This window comes from Paraburkholderia sp. EG304 (assembly GCF_046543485.1).
GTDB classification, from domain to species: domain Bacteria; phylum Pseudomonadota; class Gammaproteobacteria; order Burkholderiales; family Burkholderiaceae; genus Paraburkholderia; species Paraburkholderia youngii.
Genome location: NZ_JBKGUA010000013.1, coordinates 64,628 through 80,600 on the forward strand (window position 1 = coordinate 64,628; position 15,973 = coordinate 80,600).

15 protein-coding genes are annotated in these 15,973 nt (G+C 63.2%); 7 read left to right on the forward strand and 8 right to left on the reverse strand.

Features of this window, described 5'->3' with window-relative positions; translation table 11 throughout:
- Positions 1–75 precede the first annotated feature (75 nt).
- The 3 genes from dctA to ACLFKU_RS17605 form a co-directional block, all read right to left on the reverse strand.
- The gene (gene dctA, locus ACLFKU_RS17595; RefSeq protein WP_410849903.1) at positions 76–1,365 is read right to left on the reverse strand and encodes a C4-dicarboxylate transporter DctA; all 1,290 of its coding nucleotides are present in this window, start codon (positions 1,363–1,365) and stop codon (positions 76–78) included.
- A gap of 171 nt (positions 1,366–1,536) precedes the next feature.
- The gene (locus ACLFKU_RS17600; protein ID WP_410849904.1) at positions 1,537–2,712 is read right to left on the reverse strand and encodes a UxaA family hydrolase; all 1,176 of its coding nucleotides are present in this window, start codon (positions 2,710–2,712) and stop codon (positions 1,537–1,539) included.
- A gap of 108 nt (positions 2,713–2,820) precedes the next feature.
- Entirely contained in the window at positions 2,821–3,162 is a 342-nt protein-coding gene (locus ACLFKU_RS17605; protein ID WP_410849905.1) for a UxaA family hydrolase, read from the reverse strand.
- Positions 3,163–3,427: 265 nt separating this feature from the next.
- Here ACLFKU_RS17605 and ACLFKU_RS17610 point away from each other — a divergent pair, with 265 nt between their 5' ends.
- Together ACLFKU_RS17610 and ACLFKU_RS17615 are read left to right on the forward strand one after the other, a co-directional pair.
- Positions 3,428–4,186 (forward strand): GntR family transcriptional regulator, encoded by a 759-nt coding sequence (locus ACLFKU_RS17610; protein ID WP_410849906.1) that lies wholly within the window; start codon positions 3,428–3,430, stop codon positions 4,184–4,186.
- Positions 4,187–4,301: 115 nt separating this feature from the next.
- Complete coding sequence (locus tag ACLFKU_RS17615) at positions 4,302–5,780, forward strand: diguanylate cyclase domain-containing protein (RefSeq protein WP_410849907.1); 1,479 nt, start codon at positions 4,302–4,304, stop codon at positions 5,778–5,780.
- A 57-nt stretch (positions 5,781–5,837) separates the two neighbouring features.
- Here the strand turns inward: ACLFKU_RS17615 and ACLFKU_RS17620 are convergent, their stop codons facing one another.
- From ACLFKU_RS17620 to ACLFKU_RS17630, 3 genes are all read right to left on the reverse strand, one after another.
- Complete coding sequence (locus ACLFKU_RS17620) at positions 5,838–6,140, reverse strand: putative quinol monooxygenase (RefSeq protein ID WP_368585359.1); 303 nt, start codon at positions 6,138–6,140, stop codon at positions 5,838–5,840.
- A gap of 104 nt (positions 6,141–6,244) precedes the next feature.
- Positions 6,245–7,645: a heavy metal sensor histidine kinase gene (locus ACLFKU_RS17625; protein WP_410849908.1), complete on the reverse strand. Its 1,401-nt coding sequence runs from the start codon at positions 7,643–7,645 to the stop codon at positions 6,245–6,247.
- Positions 7,642–8,313: a heavy metal response regulator transcription factor gene (locus ACLFKU_RS17630; protein ID WP_176123114.1), complete on the reverse strand. Its 672-nt coding sequence runs from the start codon at positions 8,311–8,313 to the stop codon at positions 7,642–7,644. Before ACLFKU_RS17630 ends, ACLFKU_RS17625 begins: the two co-directional genes overlap by 4 nt.
- A gap of 247 nt (positions 8,314–8,560) precedes the next feature.
- On the opposite strand from ACLFKU_RS17630, the gene ACLFKU_RS17635 reads away from it, so the two are divergent.
- The 3 genes from ACLFKU_RS17635 to ACLFKU_RS17645 are packed head-to-tail and all read left to right on the forward strand — an operon-like array spanning position 8,561 to position 10,687.
- A complete protein-coding gene (locus tag ACLFKU_RS17635) occupies positions 8,561–9,190 on the forward strand; it encodes a hypothetical protein (protein ID WP_410849909.1) in 630 nt (209 codons plus the stop codon).
- A 43-nt stretch (positions 9,191–9,233) separates the two neighbouring features.
- Complete coding sequence (locus tag ACLFKU_RS17640; protein ID WP_368585356.1) at positions 9,234–9,884, forward strand: cytochrome b/b6 domain-containing protein; 651 nt, start codon at positions 9,234–9,236, stop codon at positions 9,882–9,884.
- On the forward strand, positions 9,881–10,687 hold the full coding sequence (locus tag ACLFKU_RS17645; protein ID WP_410849910.1) for a molybdopterin-dependent oxidoreductase: 807 nt from the start codon (positions 9,881–9,883) through the stop codon (positions 10,685–10,687). Before ACLFKU_RS17640 ends, ACLFKU_RS17645 begins: the two co-directional genes overlap by 4 nt.
- Here ACLFKU_RS17645 and ACLFKU_RS17650 read toward each other — a convergent pair.
- Positions 10,684–11,652 (reverse strand): AraC family transcriptional regulator N-terminal domain-containing protein, encoded by a 969-nt coding sequence (locus ACLFKU_RS17650; RefSeq protein ID WP_368585354.1) that lies wholly within the window; start codon positions 11,650–11,652, stop codon positions 10,684–10,686. The genes ACLFKU_RS17645 and ACLFKU_RS17650 overlap by 4 nt on opposite strands.
- Before the next feature lie 337 nt (positions 11,653–11,989).
- On the opposite strand from ACLFKU_RS17650, the gene ACLFKU_RS17655 reads away from it, so the two are divergent.
- Positions 11,990–13,042: an NAD(P)-dependent alcohol dehydrogenase gene (locus ACLFKU_RS17655; RefSeq protein ID WP_368585353.1), complete on the forward strand. Its 1,053-nt coding sequence runs from the start codon at positions 11,990–11,992 to the stop codon at positions 13,040–13,042.
- Between the two features lie 751 nt (positions 13,043–13,793).
- The gene (locus ACLFKU_RS17660; RefSeq protein ID WP_368585352.1) at positions 13,794–14,750 is read left to right on the forward strand and encodes a LysR family transcriptional regulator; all 957 of its coding nucleotides are present in this window, start codon (positions 13,794–13,796) and stop codon (positions 14,748–14,750) included.
- A 33-nt stretch (positions 14,751–14,783) separates the two neighbouring features.
- On the opposite strand, the gene ACLFKU_RS17665 is transcribed toward ACLFKU_RS17660, so the two are convergent.
- A complete protein-coding gene (locus ACLFKU_RS17665; RefSeq protein ID WP_410849911.1) occupies positions 14,784–15,929 on the reverse strand; it encodes a nucleoside hydrolase in 1,146 nt (381 codons plus the stop codon).
- Between the last annotated feature and the right edge of the window lie 44 nt (positions 15,930–15,973).

Sequence of the window (15,973 nt, forward strand, 5' to 3'; positions counted from 1 at the left end):
TTGTCATTGCCGCGGTGAAGCATCAAGTCCGGCACTGCTGTCGATGCCGCTGCGACGCGATGCTCACTTCGCGGCCTATTCGTACAACCCCGGCTGCGCCAATGCCTGCGCCTGCACCTCGCGCGGTGCGGCCAGGAATTCGCGTGCGGCGCTTGCATCGAATGCGCGCTCCCAGCGCGCGACCACCAGCGTCGCGACGACGTTGCCGATCATATTGGTCAGCGCGCGGATCTCGTTGAGCACGCGGTCGACGCCGAGAATCAGCGTGATGCCCGCGACCGGAATGATGTTGTGCGTCGACAGCGTCGCGGTCAACGCGACCAGCGCCGCGCCCGCCACGCCCGCTCCGCCCTTCGACGTCAGCATCAGAACCGCCAGCAAGCCGAGCTGCTGCATCAGCGTCAGATGCGTGTTGGTGGCCTGCGCGATGAACAGCGACGTCATCGTCAGATAGATCGCGGCGCCGTCCAGATTGAACGAGTAGCCGGTCGGCAACACGAGCCCGACGATCGCGCGCGGACAACCCAGGCGCTCGAGCTTTTCCATCAGACGCGGCAGGACGGACTCCGTGGTCGAGGTGCCGAGCACGATCAACAGTTCCTCGCGGAAGTACTTCAGCAGCGGCCAGAGGCCCACGCCGGCCCAGCGCGCGGCCGCGCCGAGCACGATCGCAATGAACAGGATGCTCGTGATGTAGAAGCACAGAATCAGCAGCCCGAGTTGCTGCAGCGTGCCGATGCCGTATTTGCCGACCGTGAACGCGATCGCGCCGAACGCGCCGAGCGGCGCGAGCCGCATGATCATTTCGACGATGCGCATCAAGGTGTCGCCGAATTGCTCAATGCCGCGCATCAGCAGCCGGCTGCGCTGCGACATGATCGACAGCGCGATGCCGAACAGCACCGAGAACAGCAGCACCTGCAGCAGATCGCCGCGCGCGAACGCGCCGACCACCGAGTTCGGCACGATCATGTCGATGAAGCTCGACGACACCGAGTGCGCATCGGCGACGTAATGCGTGAGCGCATGAGGATCGAGCGATGCGGGATCGATATTGAGTCCCGCGCCCGGACGCAACAGGTTCGCGACCACGAGTCCGAGCACCAGCGCGATGCTGGTGACGACCTCGAAGTACAGCAGCGTCTTCAAGCCGACGCGGCCCACCTGCTTCAGGCTTTCCATGCGCGCGATGCCCACGGAAACCGTGCAGAAGATCACCAGCGTGATCAGCATCTTGATGAGGCGAATGAAGGTGTCGCCGAGCGGTTTCATCTGCACGCCGAACATGGGCGCGAATTGACCGACGAGAATGCCAGCCGCAAGTCCGATCAGGACCTGCACGTAGAGATGTTTGAGCACGCGCAAGATGGTGTCTCCTCCACTCGCTGCTGCCAGATGTCGAGCCGGCGCCACTGCCGCATGAGCTGCCGGTCACGGGGGCATGCCTGGCCGCTTCTCCGTGCCGGCATGCGCCGGGAAGGTGGGGACCGCGGCGCGCGAGCCGTGCGGCTCGCTGCGGCGGCCGGGCCGCCCGCGTCAGGCGCTTTCGAACAGACGCGTCAACACGAACTCGCGATGACCGAGCGCTTCGGCCGCGGTGAAACGGCCGTTGATCGTGGCCATCATGCACTGGAGCAGTTTGTCGCCGCTCTCGTCGAGGTTCTGCTCGCGCTGCAGAATGCCGGTCACATCCACGTCGATATGCTCGCCCATCGTGCGGACTGTGCGCGGATTCGCGCAGATCTTGATGACCGGTACGATCGGATTGCCGATCACGTTGCCCTGCCCCGTCGGGAAGAAATGCACGACGAAGCCCGATGCCGCGCACAAGGTCACCATCTCGGCCGCGGCCGACGACGAATCCATGAACCACAGTCCCGAATGCGTCGGCTCCTCGGCTTTGTCGAGCACGCCGTCGACCATGCACTTCTTGCCGATCTTCTGGATGTTGCCGAGCGCCTTTTCCTCGATCGTCGTCAGGCCGCCCGCGATATTGCCCTTGGTCGGCTGCGACTCGGACAGGTCGTCGGTTTTCCAGCGGTTGATCATGTCCTGGTAGCGGTCGAACATGAACTGGAAGCGCTCACGCACACCGTCGTTCGCGCAGCGCGCGGCGACGATCTGCTCGCCGCCCGTGAGCTCCGAGGTCTCGCCGAACACCAGCGTGGTGCCGAGGCCGTAGAGTTTGTCGAACGCATTGCCGACGGTCGGGTTCGAGCCGCAGCCCGACGTGGTGTCCGACTCGCCGCACTTGGTCGACACCCATAGCTCCGAGATCGGGCACGCCTCGCGATCGAGCGACGTCGCATACTGCACCATTTCCTTCGCGGCCTTCGACGCGCGCATGATCGTGTCGTGATCGCCATGCAGTTCGATGCCGAAGCCCATCACCGGCTTGCCGGTTTTCGCAATACCGTCGACGACACGCTTGGTCCAGCCCTCCTCGATACCGATCACGACCACCGCCGCGACGTTCGGATTGCTGCCCGCGCCGATCAGCGTGCGGAAATGCAGTTCGAGGTCGGCGCCGAATTGCAGCCGCCCATACGGATGCGGCAGCGCCATGGTCCCCTTGATGTTGTGTTCGACCGCCTGTGCCGCGGCATTGGACAGATCGTCGACCGGCAGGATGATCACGTGGTTGCGTACACCCACGCGGCCGTTGTCGCGACGATAGCCGCGGAAAGTGGTATCCAGGTCAATCACGCTCATGGTGTCTCTCTCGTGTTCGGGTTGATGCCAGTGAGGGCGGCTCGATGCCGCGAAGCGGGATGCCGCCCAGCGGTATGCGTTAAAGCAGGCAGCAATTGCGCGCGTTGCTTACCAGCGCTTCGTCTTGATCTTGTGCACGTGCGCGTGCTCGCCGGCCTTGATCGGCGCGACCACCTTGCCGATATCGACGCCGTACTTGAACACCGTGTCGCCGACGGCCATGTCCTTCAGCGCGACCTTGTGACCGATTGGAATGTCCTGCTTCGCCGGCACGGTGACGATTGCGTCGTCATCCATGATCCATGCGTTGAGCTGCATGCCCGCCTTGATGCCCTCGACCACCGCCACGCCGACCGTGTCTTTCGCCTCGTGCAGCACGATGTGAATCGTTCTACGTGGCGCCGACGCGCCCGCTGCGGTGTCGTTGATGTCTGCCGTGGGATTGCTCATGAGCGTCTCCATTCGTAGTTTGAATGCGGTGAGGGTGCCGCCGGACAGCGCAGCCAGGTGCGCCGCGGTGAATCGATACTAGGCGCCCACTTACTCAATGTCAACTAGGTCATATAGATGTGTTAGAAGACTGGGAGGTGACCGGTCGCTGTCGCGAATCGCCGACAACATACGATTCATCCAGATGTTTCAGATGACCTGGTCGTTTAGAATCAGGGCAGGTCCAACGCAGGCGAGCTACGACTCGCGTATTCCAGAGGTTTTCATGAGCACGCTCGCGATCAATGCGCCCGCCGTGGGCGCCACACGGTACAAGGAGGTCAAGAGCGCGATTCTCGCGGCGCTCGCGGCCGGCGAATGGAAAGGCGGCGAATGCATTCCTTCGGAAAAGCGCCTCGCCGAACGCTTCGGCGTGTCGATCGGCACACTGCGCAAAGCCATCGACGAACTGTGCGTCGAGAACATTCTGATCCGTCATCAGGGGCTCGGCACCTTCGTGGCGATGCATCAGCGCGACCGGCACTTCTTCCGCTTCTTTCGCATCGTGCGGCGCGACGGCGACAAGGCCTACCCGGTCGTCACGCTGATCGGGTTCAAGAAGGCGCGAGCATCGCGCGAGGCGGCCGTCGCGCTTGGTATCGAGACCGGTGCGCGCGTGCTGCAGTTCGTCAACGGGCTCGCGCTGCACGGCAAGACCGTGCTGATCGAACATATCACCGTGCCCGAAGCGCTGTTTCCCGGTTTGACCGAAAGCAAGCTGCGCAACCGGCCGAACACGCTGTACAACTTCTATCAGGACGGTTTCGGCATCAACGTGGTCGAGACCGATGAGCGTGTGAGCGTTGCGCTCGCCAATGAGCTCGAAAGCGCGCAGCTTGGCGTCGATGTCGGCGCGCCGCTGCTCGAGATTCGGCGCATCGCGTACTCGTATCATCGCAGCGCGGTGGAACTGCGCATTTCGCGGCTCAATACCGAGGAATACGAGTACATCGGCACGCGCGCGGCACGCGACGATCAGAAATAGCGGACCACGGTCACTCGCCAGGCACGTCTGCGCAAAAACGACAGGCCAATCGTCTTTCATTTTCGGCCGGCGCCAACCTGTCTAAAATAGCCGCACTTCCGATCCCGAGAACCTCATGCTGGATACCCTCACGAGCGGCTCCGCGCCCATCAACGACGACTCCGGGATGTTCGAACTTGCGCCGGTGTCGCTGTGGCTCGAAGATTTCAGCGGCGTGCGCGCGTTGTTCGACGAATGGCGAGCCGCGGGCGTGACCGATCTGCGCGCCCATTTCGCCGAAGCCCCGCAGCGCGTCGCCGAATGCGCTCACCGCATCCGCGTGATCAAGGTCAATCGCCAGACGCTCGCGCAATTCGAGGCCGCCGATTTCGACACGCTGACGAGCAACCTCGCGTCGGTGTTCCGCGATGACATGCTGAAAACGCACCTCGAAGAGCTGTGCCAGCTCTGGGCCGGACAGTCGAACTTCACGAGCCACACGGTCAACTACACGCTCGGCGGCCGCCGCCTCGACGTGCTGCTCAAGGGCGCGGTGCTGCCCGGTCACGAGGACCGCTGGGACCGCGTGCTGGTGTCGACCGAAGACATCACCGAGCTCGAAGGCGCGCGGCGCCGTGTCGCGGAGGCGGAAGAATACGCGCGCGGGCTCTTCGAACATTCGCCGGTGTCGCTGTGGGTCGAGGATTTCAGCGCGGTCAAACGCCTGCTCGACGGCGCGCGCGCGGCCGGCATCAACGATTTCCGCGTGTTTACCGACGTCCATCCCGAGTTCGTCGAACGCTGCATGGCGGAAATCCATGTGCTCGACGTCAACCACCACACGCTCGGGATGTTCGGCGCGAAGGACAAGAAGACGCTGCTCGCGCGCCTCGCCGACGTGTTCCGCGACGAGATGCGCCCGCATTTCCGCGAACAGTTGATCGACCTGTGGGACAACAAGCTGTTCCAGCAGCGCGAGGTGCTCAACTATTCACTCGACGGCAACGAGGTTCACGTCCACCTGCAATTCTCGGTGCTGCCCGGCCACGAGCGGGACTGGGACCTCGTGCTCGTCGCGCTGACCGACATCACCGCGCGCAAGAAAGCCGAGGCCTACCTCGAATTCCTCGGCAAGCACGACGTGCTGACCAAGCTGCGCAACCGCTCGTTCTATGTGGACGAACTCAACCGGCTGGAACGCAAGGGACCGTGGCCCGTCACGATCATCATGGCCGACCTGAACGGCCTGAAGCGCGTGAACGATCAGCTCGGCCACGCGGCCGGCGACGCGCTGCTGCGGCGTGCCGGCGAAGTGCTCGCGAAGGCGATGGAGTCGCCGTTCCACGCGGCGCGGATCGGCGGCGACGAATTTGCGATCCTGATGCCCGATACCGACGAGCGCGGCGGCGCGGCGATGATCGACGCGATCCGCCAGCTGGTCGAGATGAACAACCAGTTCTATCCGGGCTCGCCGCTGAGCTTCTCGATGGGCGCGGCGACCTGCCAGCGCGGCGACCGGCTGGAAGCGGGCGTGCAGCGCGCCGACCTGCTGATGTACGAGGAAAAGCGCGCGCACTACGACGCGCAGCCGGGCGTGGAGGCGGCGGCGAAGTAACGGCCGAGGGCGTCAGGCGTTCGCCACGCCGGCGCAACGCTCGACGCTCAACCTCGCTCAGCCCGGCAGCTTGGCCGCCAGCACATCCAGCTTGACGATGCCCGGCGGCGACGCGAATAGCTCGCCCGCCTTCTCCATCAACGCGGCCGCGACCTTGCCGTTCAGATGTGCGTTGCGACCGGCTTCGTCGTCGAACGCATCGAAAATGGCGTACGTCGACGGACCGAGCTTCAGACCGAACCACGCGGCGGTGGCCGGTTCCTGCTCGACGAGCGGCAGGCCGCCGAGCAGAAACGCCTCGACTTCCTTTTCCTTGCCGGGCCTGGCTTCCAGACGGACATACAAAGCGAGCTTGACCATGATGCGACTCCTGGTGAGTTCGGCAGCGAACGGTCCTTTCAAAGCGCTTTGAAAAGTATAGGCGGCGTCGGCTGAAGCGACGCCGGGCCTCATGCGCGAGCAAGTCACGCGCCCGGAAAGCGCAGCTCGAAACGCACGACGCCCGGCTGCGGACACACCACGCGCGCGCTGCCGCCATGCAGATGCATGATCGCCTTCACGATCGCGAGCCCGAGTCCGTTCGATTCCGTGAACGCGCTGCGCGCCGCGTCGCCGCGATAGAAGCGATCGAACAGCCGGTCGAGTTGCGCGGCCGGAATCGGCTCGCCCTCGTTTTCGACCGTCACCAGCGCGCCCGCCTGGTCCTGCGCGCCGCGCAGGCGCACGATCGTGTCGCCCGCGCCATAACGCACCGCATTGACGACCAGATTGTTGATCGCGCGGCGGCACAGCATCGGATTGGCCGATGCGATGCCTGCCGCGTCGACTTCGAAACGCATGCCGCGTTCGTCGGCCAGGCCTTCGAAATAGTCGGCGATTCTGACGAGCTCGCCATGCAGATCGACCGGCTGCCGCTCGATCGACAACGCCGCATGATCCGCATGCGCGAGAAACAGAATGTTCTCCGCGATATGGCTCAGGCGATTCAACTCCTCCAGATTCGATTCGAGCAGTTGCTGATACTCGTCGGGTTCGCGCGGCTGCGCGAGCGCCACCTGGGTCTGGCCGACCAGCGCGCCGACCGGCGTGCGGATTTCGTGCGCGAGATCGGCGGAAAACTGCTGCAGACGTTGATAGCCGTCGGCGAGACGATCGAGCATCGCGTTGAACGCATGCGTGAGTTGACGCAGTTCCAGCGGCGCCGCTCGATCGTCGAGCCGCACCGCCAGATTCGTCGGGCTGATTTGCGCGGCGCGGGTGGCGATCTCGCGCACCGGGCGCAGCGCGCGGCGCAGCACGCAGTAAGCGAGCAGCGTCGCGGCCAGCATGCCGGTCAGCGTCGCCAGCACGATGCGGTTGCGGTACTCGGCCAGCATGCGCATTTCATGTGTCATCGGATGGCCGGCGATCACCTCGACTTCGGTGCCATCCTCGCGCGCTGTCGCGGTTGCAATCGCCCAATGCACAGGCACGCCGTCGGGCAGGCGCGTCCGACGCACGTCGGTGGCGCGCGGCGGATCGCCTGCCGGGGCGGCCGGCAGATCAGGCACCGCGAGTCCGCCCGGATTCACGTCGACGAACGGCGCTTCGCCGGGCCGGCGGAAGATCAGCACGTCCTCCTCCGCGCCGAGCATCGTCTCGAACAGCAGCGGACGCTTTTTCAATTCGCTGACCGAGTAAAGGTCGTGCACGATGCGGCTGAAATGCTCGACGCGGCCGCTCAGCACGACATCGGCGCGGCGTTGCAGCGCGACTTCAGCGGAATGATAGAAATACGCGCCGAGCGAACCGATCACCGCGCAGGCGATCAGCGCGAACAGGAACGTGGTGCGCGCGATCAGCGAGCGTTCGGTCCAGAGTCTCATGCGCCGTCGCCGAACGTGTAGCCGATGCTGCGCACCGTGTGAATCAGCTTCTTCTCGAACGGGTGATCGACCTTCGCGCGCAAGCGCTTGATCGCCACGTCGACCACATTGGTGTCGCTATCGAAGTTCATGTCCCACACTTCCGATGCAATCTGCGAACGCGACAGCGCTTCGCCCTCGCGGCGCACCAGCAGATGCAGCAGCATGAACTCCTTGTTGGTCAGCGGAATGTCGACGCCTTCGCGCGTGACCCGGCGGCGCAACACGTCGAGCTTCAAGTCGGCGACTTCGAACACGTCGCTTTCGCGGATCACGCCACGGCGCAATAACGTGCGAATGCGCAGCACCAGCTCGGTAAACGAGAACGGCTTGACCAGATAGTCGTCGGCGCCGAGTTCGAGACCGCGAATGCGGTCGCTGACCTGATCGCGCGCGGTCAGGAAAATCACCCGCAAATCGCGTCGCGCGCGCAACGCCCGCATGATTTCCCAACCGTCGATGCCGGGCAGCATCACGTCGAGCACGACGAGTTCGTAGTCGTGCCCGAGCGCCAGGTGCAGGCCGTCCGTGCCGGTGCGCGCGAGGTCGACCGCGTAGCCGTTCTCGCGCAGGCCCTTCTTCAGATAGTCGCCGGTTTTCGGATCGTCTTCGATGACCAGAATGCTCATGATGCTCGCCGCTCCTGCGCACGATTCGGCCCGCAAGGCCGCGCTCGCGCGCGCAATAAACGCCTGACGGGAGCGCTCGAGAAAACCTGCGGCGCTCCCCCGGCGGCCATTCTACGTGGCCGCCGTCGGCCATTGATGACGTTTTTGTCATCCTCCCGTCACCTTGATGAGCCGATGCGGCGGCTAGTCTGATCGCACCATCAACCACGCTGCATCCCCTTCCTGGAGTTGCCTGATGAAGACCCGCATGAACACTGTCCGCGCACGCACGCTGCGCGCCCTCGCCGTCCCCGCCCTCGCCGCCGCGCTGTTCGCAACGTCGTTCGCGGCTTCGGCCCAGACTGCCGCGCCGACCGGCGTGCGCGGCACGGTCACGTCGCTGTCGGGCGATCTGCTCAAAGTCCATACGCGCGACGGCCAGGACGTCGACGTGAAGCTTGCCGCCGACACGCCGATTCGCGGCGTCACGCTCGCCAACGTCGCCGACATCAAGCCGGACAGCTATGTCGGCACCGCCGCGATTCCGCAGGCCGACGGCACGCTGAAAGCGCTCGAAGTGCATGTGTTCCCGCCGAGCATGCGCGGTTCCGGCGAAGGTCATCGACCGTGGGATCTCGGCGCGAACAGCACGATGACGAACGGCACGGTCGGCTCGCTGGCGGTCAGCAACGGCCGCACGATTACCGTCAAGTACAAGGACGGCGAGAAGAAGATCGTGATTCCGCAGGACGTGCCCATCGTCAGTCTGGAGCCTGGCAGCCGCGCGCTGCTGACGCCCGGCGCGAAGGTCGTGCTGTTTGCGCACAAGGAGGCGGACGGCTCGATGGCGGCGAACTTCATTTCGGCCGGCGAGCATGGCGTGACGCCGCCGATGTAACGCGGCACTTCGTTCGTCTTCCTCACTCTCGTCTTTGAAGCCAATGCCCGACTCGCAAGCATCTCTGATCGTTCATCCTCTCTTCGTTCGCGTGACGCACTGGATCAACGCGTTCGCGATGGTCTGCATGGTGATGAGCGGCTGGGCGATCTATAACGCGTCGCCGATCTTTCCGTTCCGGTTTCCCGTATGGGCGACGGTCGGCGGATGGCTCGGCGGCTCGATCGCATGGCACTTCGCGGCGATGTGGCTGCTCTGCGTGAACGGGCTGCTGTATCTCGCGTACGGCGTCGCGAGCGGCCATTTGCGTCGCAAGCTGCTGCCGGTGCGTGCCCGCGACGTCGCGCGCGATGCGGCGCTTGCGCTGCGCTTCCGACTGCCGCACGAAACCGGCAGGTACAACGCCGTGCAGCGCGCGTTGTATCTGCTGGTGCTGCTGCTCGGCGTGCTGCTCGTCGCATCCGGACTGTCGATCTGGAAGCCGGTGCAATTCTCGTGGCTGACCGCGCTGTTCGGCGGCTTCGATTTTGCGCGGCGCGTGCATTTCGTCGCGATGGCCGGCGTGGTCGGCTTCGTCGTCGTGCATCTGCTGCTGGTGCTGCTGGTGCCGCGCACGTTGCCGCCGATGTTCACCGGACGCGCCCAGCACGGCACGCCTCGCATCGATCAAGCCCCCCAGAGGACTCGCGCATGAGCGCCCCGCAACGAACCGACACGGCGAACGATACGCACGCCAATACAGACGGCGCGCGCCGCTCACGCATCGTGCTTGCCGAGCACCGGCCGCAAATCGAGCAATTGCAGCGCCGTCTATTTCTGCGCTCGTCGCTATCGAACGGCGCGCTCGCGATGCTGTCCGGCTGCAACCTGCAGGACAACGATTCCGTCGATAAGGTGCTGTGGGCGATGTCGCGCTGGAACGACCGCGTGCAGGCGTGGCTGTTCGATCGCAACAAACTCGCGCCGACCTATGCGGCGCGCGATATCACCGATCCGTTTCCGTTCAACGCTTTCTATCCCGAGTTCGATGCGCCCGATATCGACGGCTCGAGCTTTCGGCTCGAAGTGTCCGGGCTCGTCGCGGACAAGCGAAGCTGGAGTCTCGAGCAGCTGCGCAAGTTGCCGCAGGTCTCGCAGATCACGCGCCACGTGTGCATCGAGGGATGGAGCGCGATCGGACAATGGAGCGGCGTACCGTTTCGCACGTTTCTCCAACTGATCGGCGCCGATTTGAGCGCGCGCTACGTGGGCTTCAAATGCGCGGACCGCTATTACTCGAGCCTCGACATGGCGACCGCGCTGCATCCGCAAACACAATTGACGCTCGCTTTCCGCAACGCGCCGCTGCCGGCCAAATACGGTTATCCGCTGAAGCTGCGTGTGCCGACCAAGCTCGGCTTCAAGAACCCGAAGCATATCGCCGCGATCTTCGTGACCAACACGAATCCCGGCGGCTACTGGGAAGATCAGGGCTACAACTGGTTCAGCGGGCTTTAGACCGCGGTCACGTAACGCGGCACCGGCTTGTGCGCGCGCGGCAGCGGCGCATCGTGAGCGGCGCGCATGCGCTTGACCTCGTCGCCGGGACTCAGGCCGAATAGCCGCTTGAACTCGCGGCTGAACTGCGACGCGCTTTCGTAGCCGACACGCGCGGCGGCTGCGCCGGCATTCAAACCATCCTGCACCATCAACAGACGCGCATGATGCAGACGCGTGGTCTTCACGTACTGCATCGGCGACGTCGCGGTGACCGCCTTGAACTGCGCATGAAACACCGCGAGGCTCATGCCGGCCTCGGCCGCGAGCGTATCGACATCGAGCGAGCCGTGGTAGTCCGCATGAATGCGCCGCAGCGCCTTGGCGATGCGGCCAAAGTGATTCTGATGCGTGAGCGCCGCGCGAATCGCGCCGCCCTGCTCGCCGGTCAACACGCGATAACAGATTTCCCGCACGATGCCAGGGGCGAGGATGCGCGCATCGAGCGGCGATGCGAGTGCTTCCATCAGACGCTTCACTGCGCCGCTCAGCGCGGAATCGAGCGGCGTCGAGTAGATGCCGGCCGGTTCGTGCTGCGCGACCCCCTGAGTCTCGTTGAGCGCCATCAGCAACTCGGCGACCATCGTCAGATCGACGCGCACGGAAATGCCGAGAAAAGGCTCCTGTTCGCTTGCTTCGGTCTCGCATTCGAACGGCAACGGCACCGACAGCACCAGGTACTGCTGCGCGTCGTACTGGAACACCTGATCGCCGATAAAGCCGCGCTTGCGTCCCTGGCAGACGATCACGATACTCGGCTCGTACATCACCGGCCTGCGCGCCATCGGCTGATTCGCGCGCAGCAGGTCGACGCCTTCGAGGCTCGAACGCGTGATGCCGGCATTCGGCGCGAGCAGATTGAACAGTTCGAGCACGCGGCGCTGCGCCGCATCGTTCGTAACGGAATCGACAGCTTGAGTGGACATGACGATATGGTGACAGCCAGGAGAATAATGCCTGGAATTTAGCACCAAACAGTGTATCGCGCTGTTCCTCCAGAGTTTTAGGCAAACCTTCAAGACAGTCAGGTATTCCACGACGGGTGTCGGACTCCTAAGATGGGAACCCTGCCGGATCGCCCTTTTTGCCGCGCGCAGCGTGCGCGGTCATTGGCCACCATCAATTTGCTCGACGCGGATGTTGGCCACCGATGCACTCTCCCCGATTCCGGTTCATGCTGCGGTCCGCCGCATCCGCAACCCCCTGTTGCGCATCGCCGGCGCGTCGCATGTTGCGCCATCACCCTCTTTGCTGGAGCTACCCATGAGCACGACGTATGCCTATGCAGCGACCGACGCCACCACGCCGCTCGCCCCGTTTGAATTACAGCGCCGCGCACCGCGCGCCCATGACGTGCAGATGGAAGTGCTGTACTGCGGCGTGTGCCATTCCGACCTGCATCAGGCGCGCAACGAATGGAAGAACACGATCTACCCGGTCGTGCCGGGCCACGAAATCGTCGGCCGCGTGACCGCGGTCGGTCCGAATGTGACGAAGTACAAGGTCGGAGAACTGGTCGCGGTCGGCTGTCTGGTCGATTCGTGCCGCACCTGTTCGAGCTGCGCGGAAGGTCTCGAGCAGTATTGCGAGAACGGCTGGGTGGGCACGTACAACGGTGTCGATCGCGTCGACGGACAGATCACGTACGGTGGCTATTCGACGCAACTGGTCGTCGACGAGGCTTTTACGCTGCGCGTGCCGCAGAATCTCGACCCCGCGGGTGTCGCGCCGCTGCTGTGCGCGGGCATCACCACGTATTCGCCGCTGCGCACGTGGGGCGTGGGCCCGGGCAAGAAGGTCGGAATTGTCGGCCTCGGCGGACTCGGCCATATGGGTGTGAAGCTGGCTCGTGCGATGGGCGCGCATGTCGTGCTGTTTACGACGTCGCCGTCGAAGATCGAGGATGCGAAGCGGCTTGGCGCGCATGAAGTCGTTGTTTCGAAGAATCCGCAGGAGATGGAAGCGCATGTGAATAGCTTCGATTTCATTCTCAATACGGTGGCGGCGCAGCACGATCTGAATCCGTTTTTGAATCTGCTGAAGCGCGATGCGACGATGACCCTGGTCGGTGCGCCGGAGCACGATCATCCGTCGCCGCAGGTGTTCAATCTGATTCTCAAGCGGCGGCGCCTTGCCGGTTCGCTGATTGGCGGTATTGCCGAGACGCAGGAGATGCTCGATTTCTGCGGGGAGCATGGCATTACTTCGGATATTGAAATGATTCCGATGCAGAAGATCAATGAGGCTTATGAGCGGATGCTCAAGAGCGATGTGAAGTATCGGTTTGTGATTGATATGGATTCGTTGCGGAAGTAATAGCTGCTTGTTTGCCGCGCAGCGGGTGGCTTTTTTTGCGCCTGCGGCGCGGGGTTCTGTTTTGTTTTGTTTTGTTGTTGTGTTTTCTTTGCCTTCGCGCTTTTTCTTTGTTCTTAGGGTGTTGGCCTTTCCTTGATTTCTTGTCGGTCTATTAGCGTTGCCCCTGTGCGGGGCGGCACCTACTTTCTTGGCTGCTGCAAAGAAAGTAGGCAAAGAAGACAGCTCAAACCGCCAGCTCATAAGCGGGGCCCTCGGTCCGCGTGAGGTAGTGGTGCATCTGGAATCTGTCATCTCGCGCATTCCGCGTTAGTGACAAGGCAGTCATACCTCCGGCGGCGCTGCGCGCGCCGAAGCACTGTTCTCAAACCATTGGTCGGTTTGGCGTGTCGCCGAGACGCAGCCGATGGCCCCACTAACACAAAAAACACACTGGTTTCCCCTGCATACCGGTCCGCGACGCACGTAGTGCGGAGTGGGATGGATGACGGCTTTGTCACTGCCGTCGAATGTGCGGGGGCACGGATTCCAGATGCACCACTGCCGCTCGTGGGGCACGGTGCCCGCTTAAGAATTAGCGGTTTGAGCTGTCTTCTTTGCCTACTTTCTTTGCAGCAGCAAAGAAAGTAGGTGCCGCCCCGCACAGGGGCAACGCCAATAGACCGACAAGAAATCAAGGAAAGGCCAACACCGCAGGAACAAAGACAAAAGAACCGCCGCAGGCAAAAAAAGAAACCTCATTTGGAGCATCCCAGTGATCGACAGAATAACTGCAATGCGCACATTCATCCGAATCGTGGACACCAACAGCTTCACCCGCGCAGCGGAATCACTGAACATTCCCCGCGCAACCGCGACGACGATCGTCCAGAACCTGGAAGCCCTGCTAGGCACCGCGCTCTTAGTCCGCACGACGCGCCGCCTGAGCATCACCCCAGAAGGCGCCGCCTACTACGAACGCTGCGCGCAAATACTGGCCGACATCGACGAAATGGAAGCCAGCATCCGCAATTCGACCGACAACCTGACCGGCCGCCTGCGCATAGAAATGCCGAGCGCAGTAGCAAGCGCAATCGTGCTCCCATCGCTAGACGAGTTCCACGCCCTCTACCCGAACCTCGATCTCGCGATCGGCGTCAGCAACCGCACCGTCGATATGGTTTCCGAAGCAATCGACTGCAGCATCCAGCTCGGTGAATTGCCCGATTCCAATCTCGTCGCGCGGCAACTCGGCACCCTCGATCAGGTCACCTGCGCGAGTCCAGCCTATCTGGCTCGCCACGGCACGCCCGTCGATCTCGACGAGCTGCGCGCGCATGTCGCGGTCAACTGCGTGTCGCCGCATAGCGGCCGCGAATGCGACTTCGATTTCGAAGTGGACGGCGAAGCGCGCAAGGTCAAGCTCAATGGCTTCGTGCAGGTCAGCGACGAACAGGCGTACCTCACCTGCGGACTGCAAGGCCTCGGCATGATCCAGCCCGCGCGCATCGCCGCGCAGCCTTACCTCGATTCGGGCTTGCTGCATGAAGTGCTGCCGCAATGGAAACCCGTGCCGATGCCGGTCTCGGTCGCGTACGTGAAAAACCGCCGCGTGTCGCCGCGCGTGCGCGCATTCGTCGATTGGCTCGCCGAGCTGTTCGAGAAGGCCGGCCACGTCGAGCAGGATCTGTCGCGCGTGCGTCAGTTGCTGCGCGGCCTGCATCCCGCGTAAAGCGGGTGCGGGCGCGCGGCGCTCGCGCGTTGATTAGTTCATTGGCCGCACCGTCACCGGCCGCGTCAGCAGATCGACATAGAAATTGAAAAACGCCGGATTATCGAATCGCTTGACGACCGTCATCTTCTGCAAACCCGGCGGCGGCGAACTCGTGTAGCCCGTTGCCCTGCCATCGTTGACGCCGAAGCCCGTATCCACATCCACCCACTCCTCGACGGTCTGCGTCGCGAACGACGGATGCATCAGATACGCGAGCGTCAGCGTGTCCCAGATGTTCGTCGTGTAGTTCGGATTGGTCTCGAAGCCGTTCTTGCCGTCGTAGCCGTAACCGTTCAGCGTCTTGAACAGTTGCGTGATGATGGTCTGCTTCGCCGGATCGTGCGCAATGCGATCGTAAAGCGCCTTGTCCATTTGCACGGTATTCGTTGCGTCGAGCGGAATCACCGTCTGTTTGATCGGCAGATGCAGCACTGTTTTCGCCGCTTCGGGATCGAACCACCAGTTGAATTCGGCGGTGGGCGTGGTATTGCCCGGCACGTCGATCGCGCCGCCCATGTAAATGATCTGCTTGATCAGCGGCACGATCTCGGGGTGCTCGCGGGCGGCCAACGCGAGGTTGGTCAGCGGGCCGATTGCGAGAATCGTCACCTCGCCAGGATAGCGCTTCACCGATTCGACGATGAAGTCGATCGCGCTCTGGCTTCGCACCTTCGTGTGCGTCGCGAAGCCGTCTGGCGGCGCGACCAGTTCACTAGCCGATTTCGGCTCCGGCTTGCTCCATGCGCCGATGTAACCGTCGCCGCCCGGGAATTCTTTCAGTTCACGCTGGATCGTCGTGAAGTCGTGCGACAACGCGTAATTGGCGCCCGCATACACGCCGATCTGCTGTTCGACGCCGAGCCGCTCGACCGATTTCAACGCATCGGCAACGCCCTGCTTCAGCCACTGATTGCCGGACACCACGGTAATGCCGAGCACTTTCAGCGAACCCTGCGCCTGCAGTTGCGCTGCCATCACGCCGAGTTGGCCATCGTCGCCGAGCGTGTTGTAGTCGCTGTCGATGATCACCTTCGGCGGATCGCTGCGGGCATTGACACCGTTGCTTGCGTAAGCCGTGAGATTGAGTGTGGTTGCCACGCTTGCCGCCCAGATCAATGCCACGAGAATTCGCCTCATCGATGCCTCGTTTGGAGTGCCGCTGAGTGACGCGGACAAGGAAA

What these genes read in the sequence shown, in the direction of transcription:
- ACLFKU_RS17630 (WP_176123114.1), bottom strand. Translation starts at nt 8,313, where the DNA reads ATGAGCATTCTGGTCATCGAAGACGATCCGAAAACCGGCGACTATCTG.
- ACLFKU_RS17600 (WP_410849904.1), bottom strand. Translation starts at nt 2,712, where the DNA reads ATGAGCGTGATTGACCTGGATACCACTTTCCGCGGCTATCGTCGCGAC.
- ACLFKU_RS17645 (WP_410849910.1), top strand. Translation starts at nt 9,881, where the DNA reads ATGAGCGCCCCGCAACGAACCGACACGGCGAACGATACGCACGCCAAT.
- ACLFKU_RS17665 (WP_410849911.1), bottom strand. Translation starts at nt 15,929, where the DNA reads ATGAGGCGAATTCTCGTGGCATTGATCTGGGCGGCAAGCGTGGCAACC.
- ACLFKU_RS17650 (WP_368585354.1), bottom strand. Translation starts at nt 11,652, where the DNA reads ATGTCCACTCAAGCTGTCGATTCCGTTACGAACGATGCGGCGCAGCGC.
- ACLFKU_RS17610 (WP_410849906.1), top strand. Translation starts at nt 3,428, where the DNA reads ATGAGCACGCTCGCGATCAATGCGCCCGCCGTGGGCGCCACACGGTAC.
- ACLFKU_RS17655 (WP_368585353.1), top strand. Translation starts at nt 11,990, where the DNA reads ATGAGCACGACGTATGCCTATGCAGCGACCGACGCCACCACGCCGCTC.
- ACLFKU_RS17635 (WP_410849909.1), top strand. Translation starts at nt 8,561, where the DNA reads ATGAACACTGTCCGCGCACGCACGCTGCGCGCCCTCGCCGTCCCCGCC.
- ACLFKU_RS17640 (WP_368585356.1), top strand. Translation starts at nt 9,234, where the DNA reads ATGCCCGACTCGCAAGCATCTCTGATCGTTCATCCTCTCTTCGTTCGC.
- ACLFKU_RS17620 (WP_368585359.1), bottom strand. Translation starts at nt 6,140, where the DNA reads ATGGTCAAGCTCGCTTTGTATGTCCGTCTGGAAGCCAGGCCCGGCAAG.
- ACLFKU_RS17615 (WP_410849907.1), top strand. Translation starts at nt 4,302, where the DNA reads ATGCTGGATACCCTCACGAGCGGCTCCGCGCCCATCAACGACGACTCC.
- ACLFKU_RS17625 (WP_410849908.1), bottom strand. Translation starts at nt 7,645, where the DNA reads ATGAGACTCTGGACCGAACGCTCGCTGATCGCGCGCACCACGTTCCTG.
- ACLFKU_RS17605 (WP_410849905.1), bottom strand. Translation starts at nt 3,162, where the DNA reads ATGAGCAATCCCACGGCAGACATCAACGACACCGCAGCGGGCGCGTCG.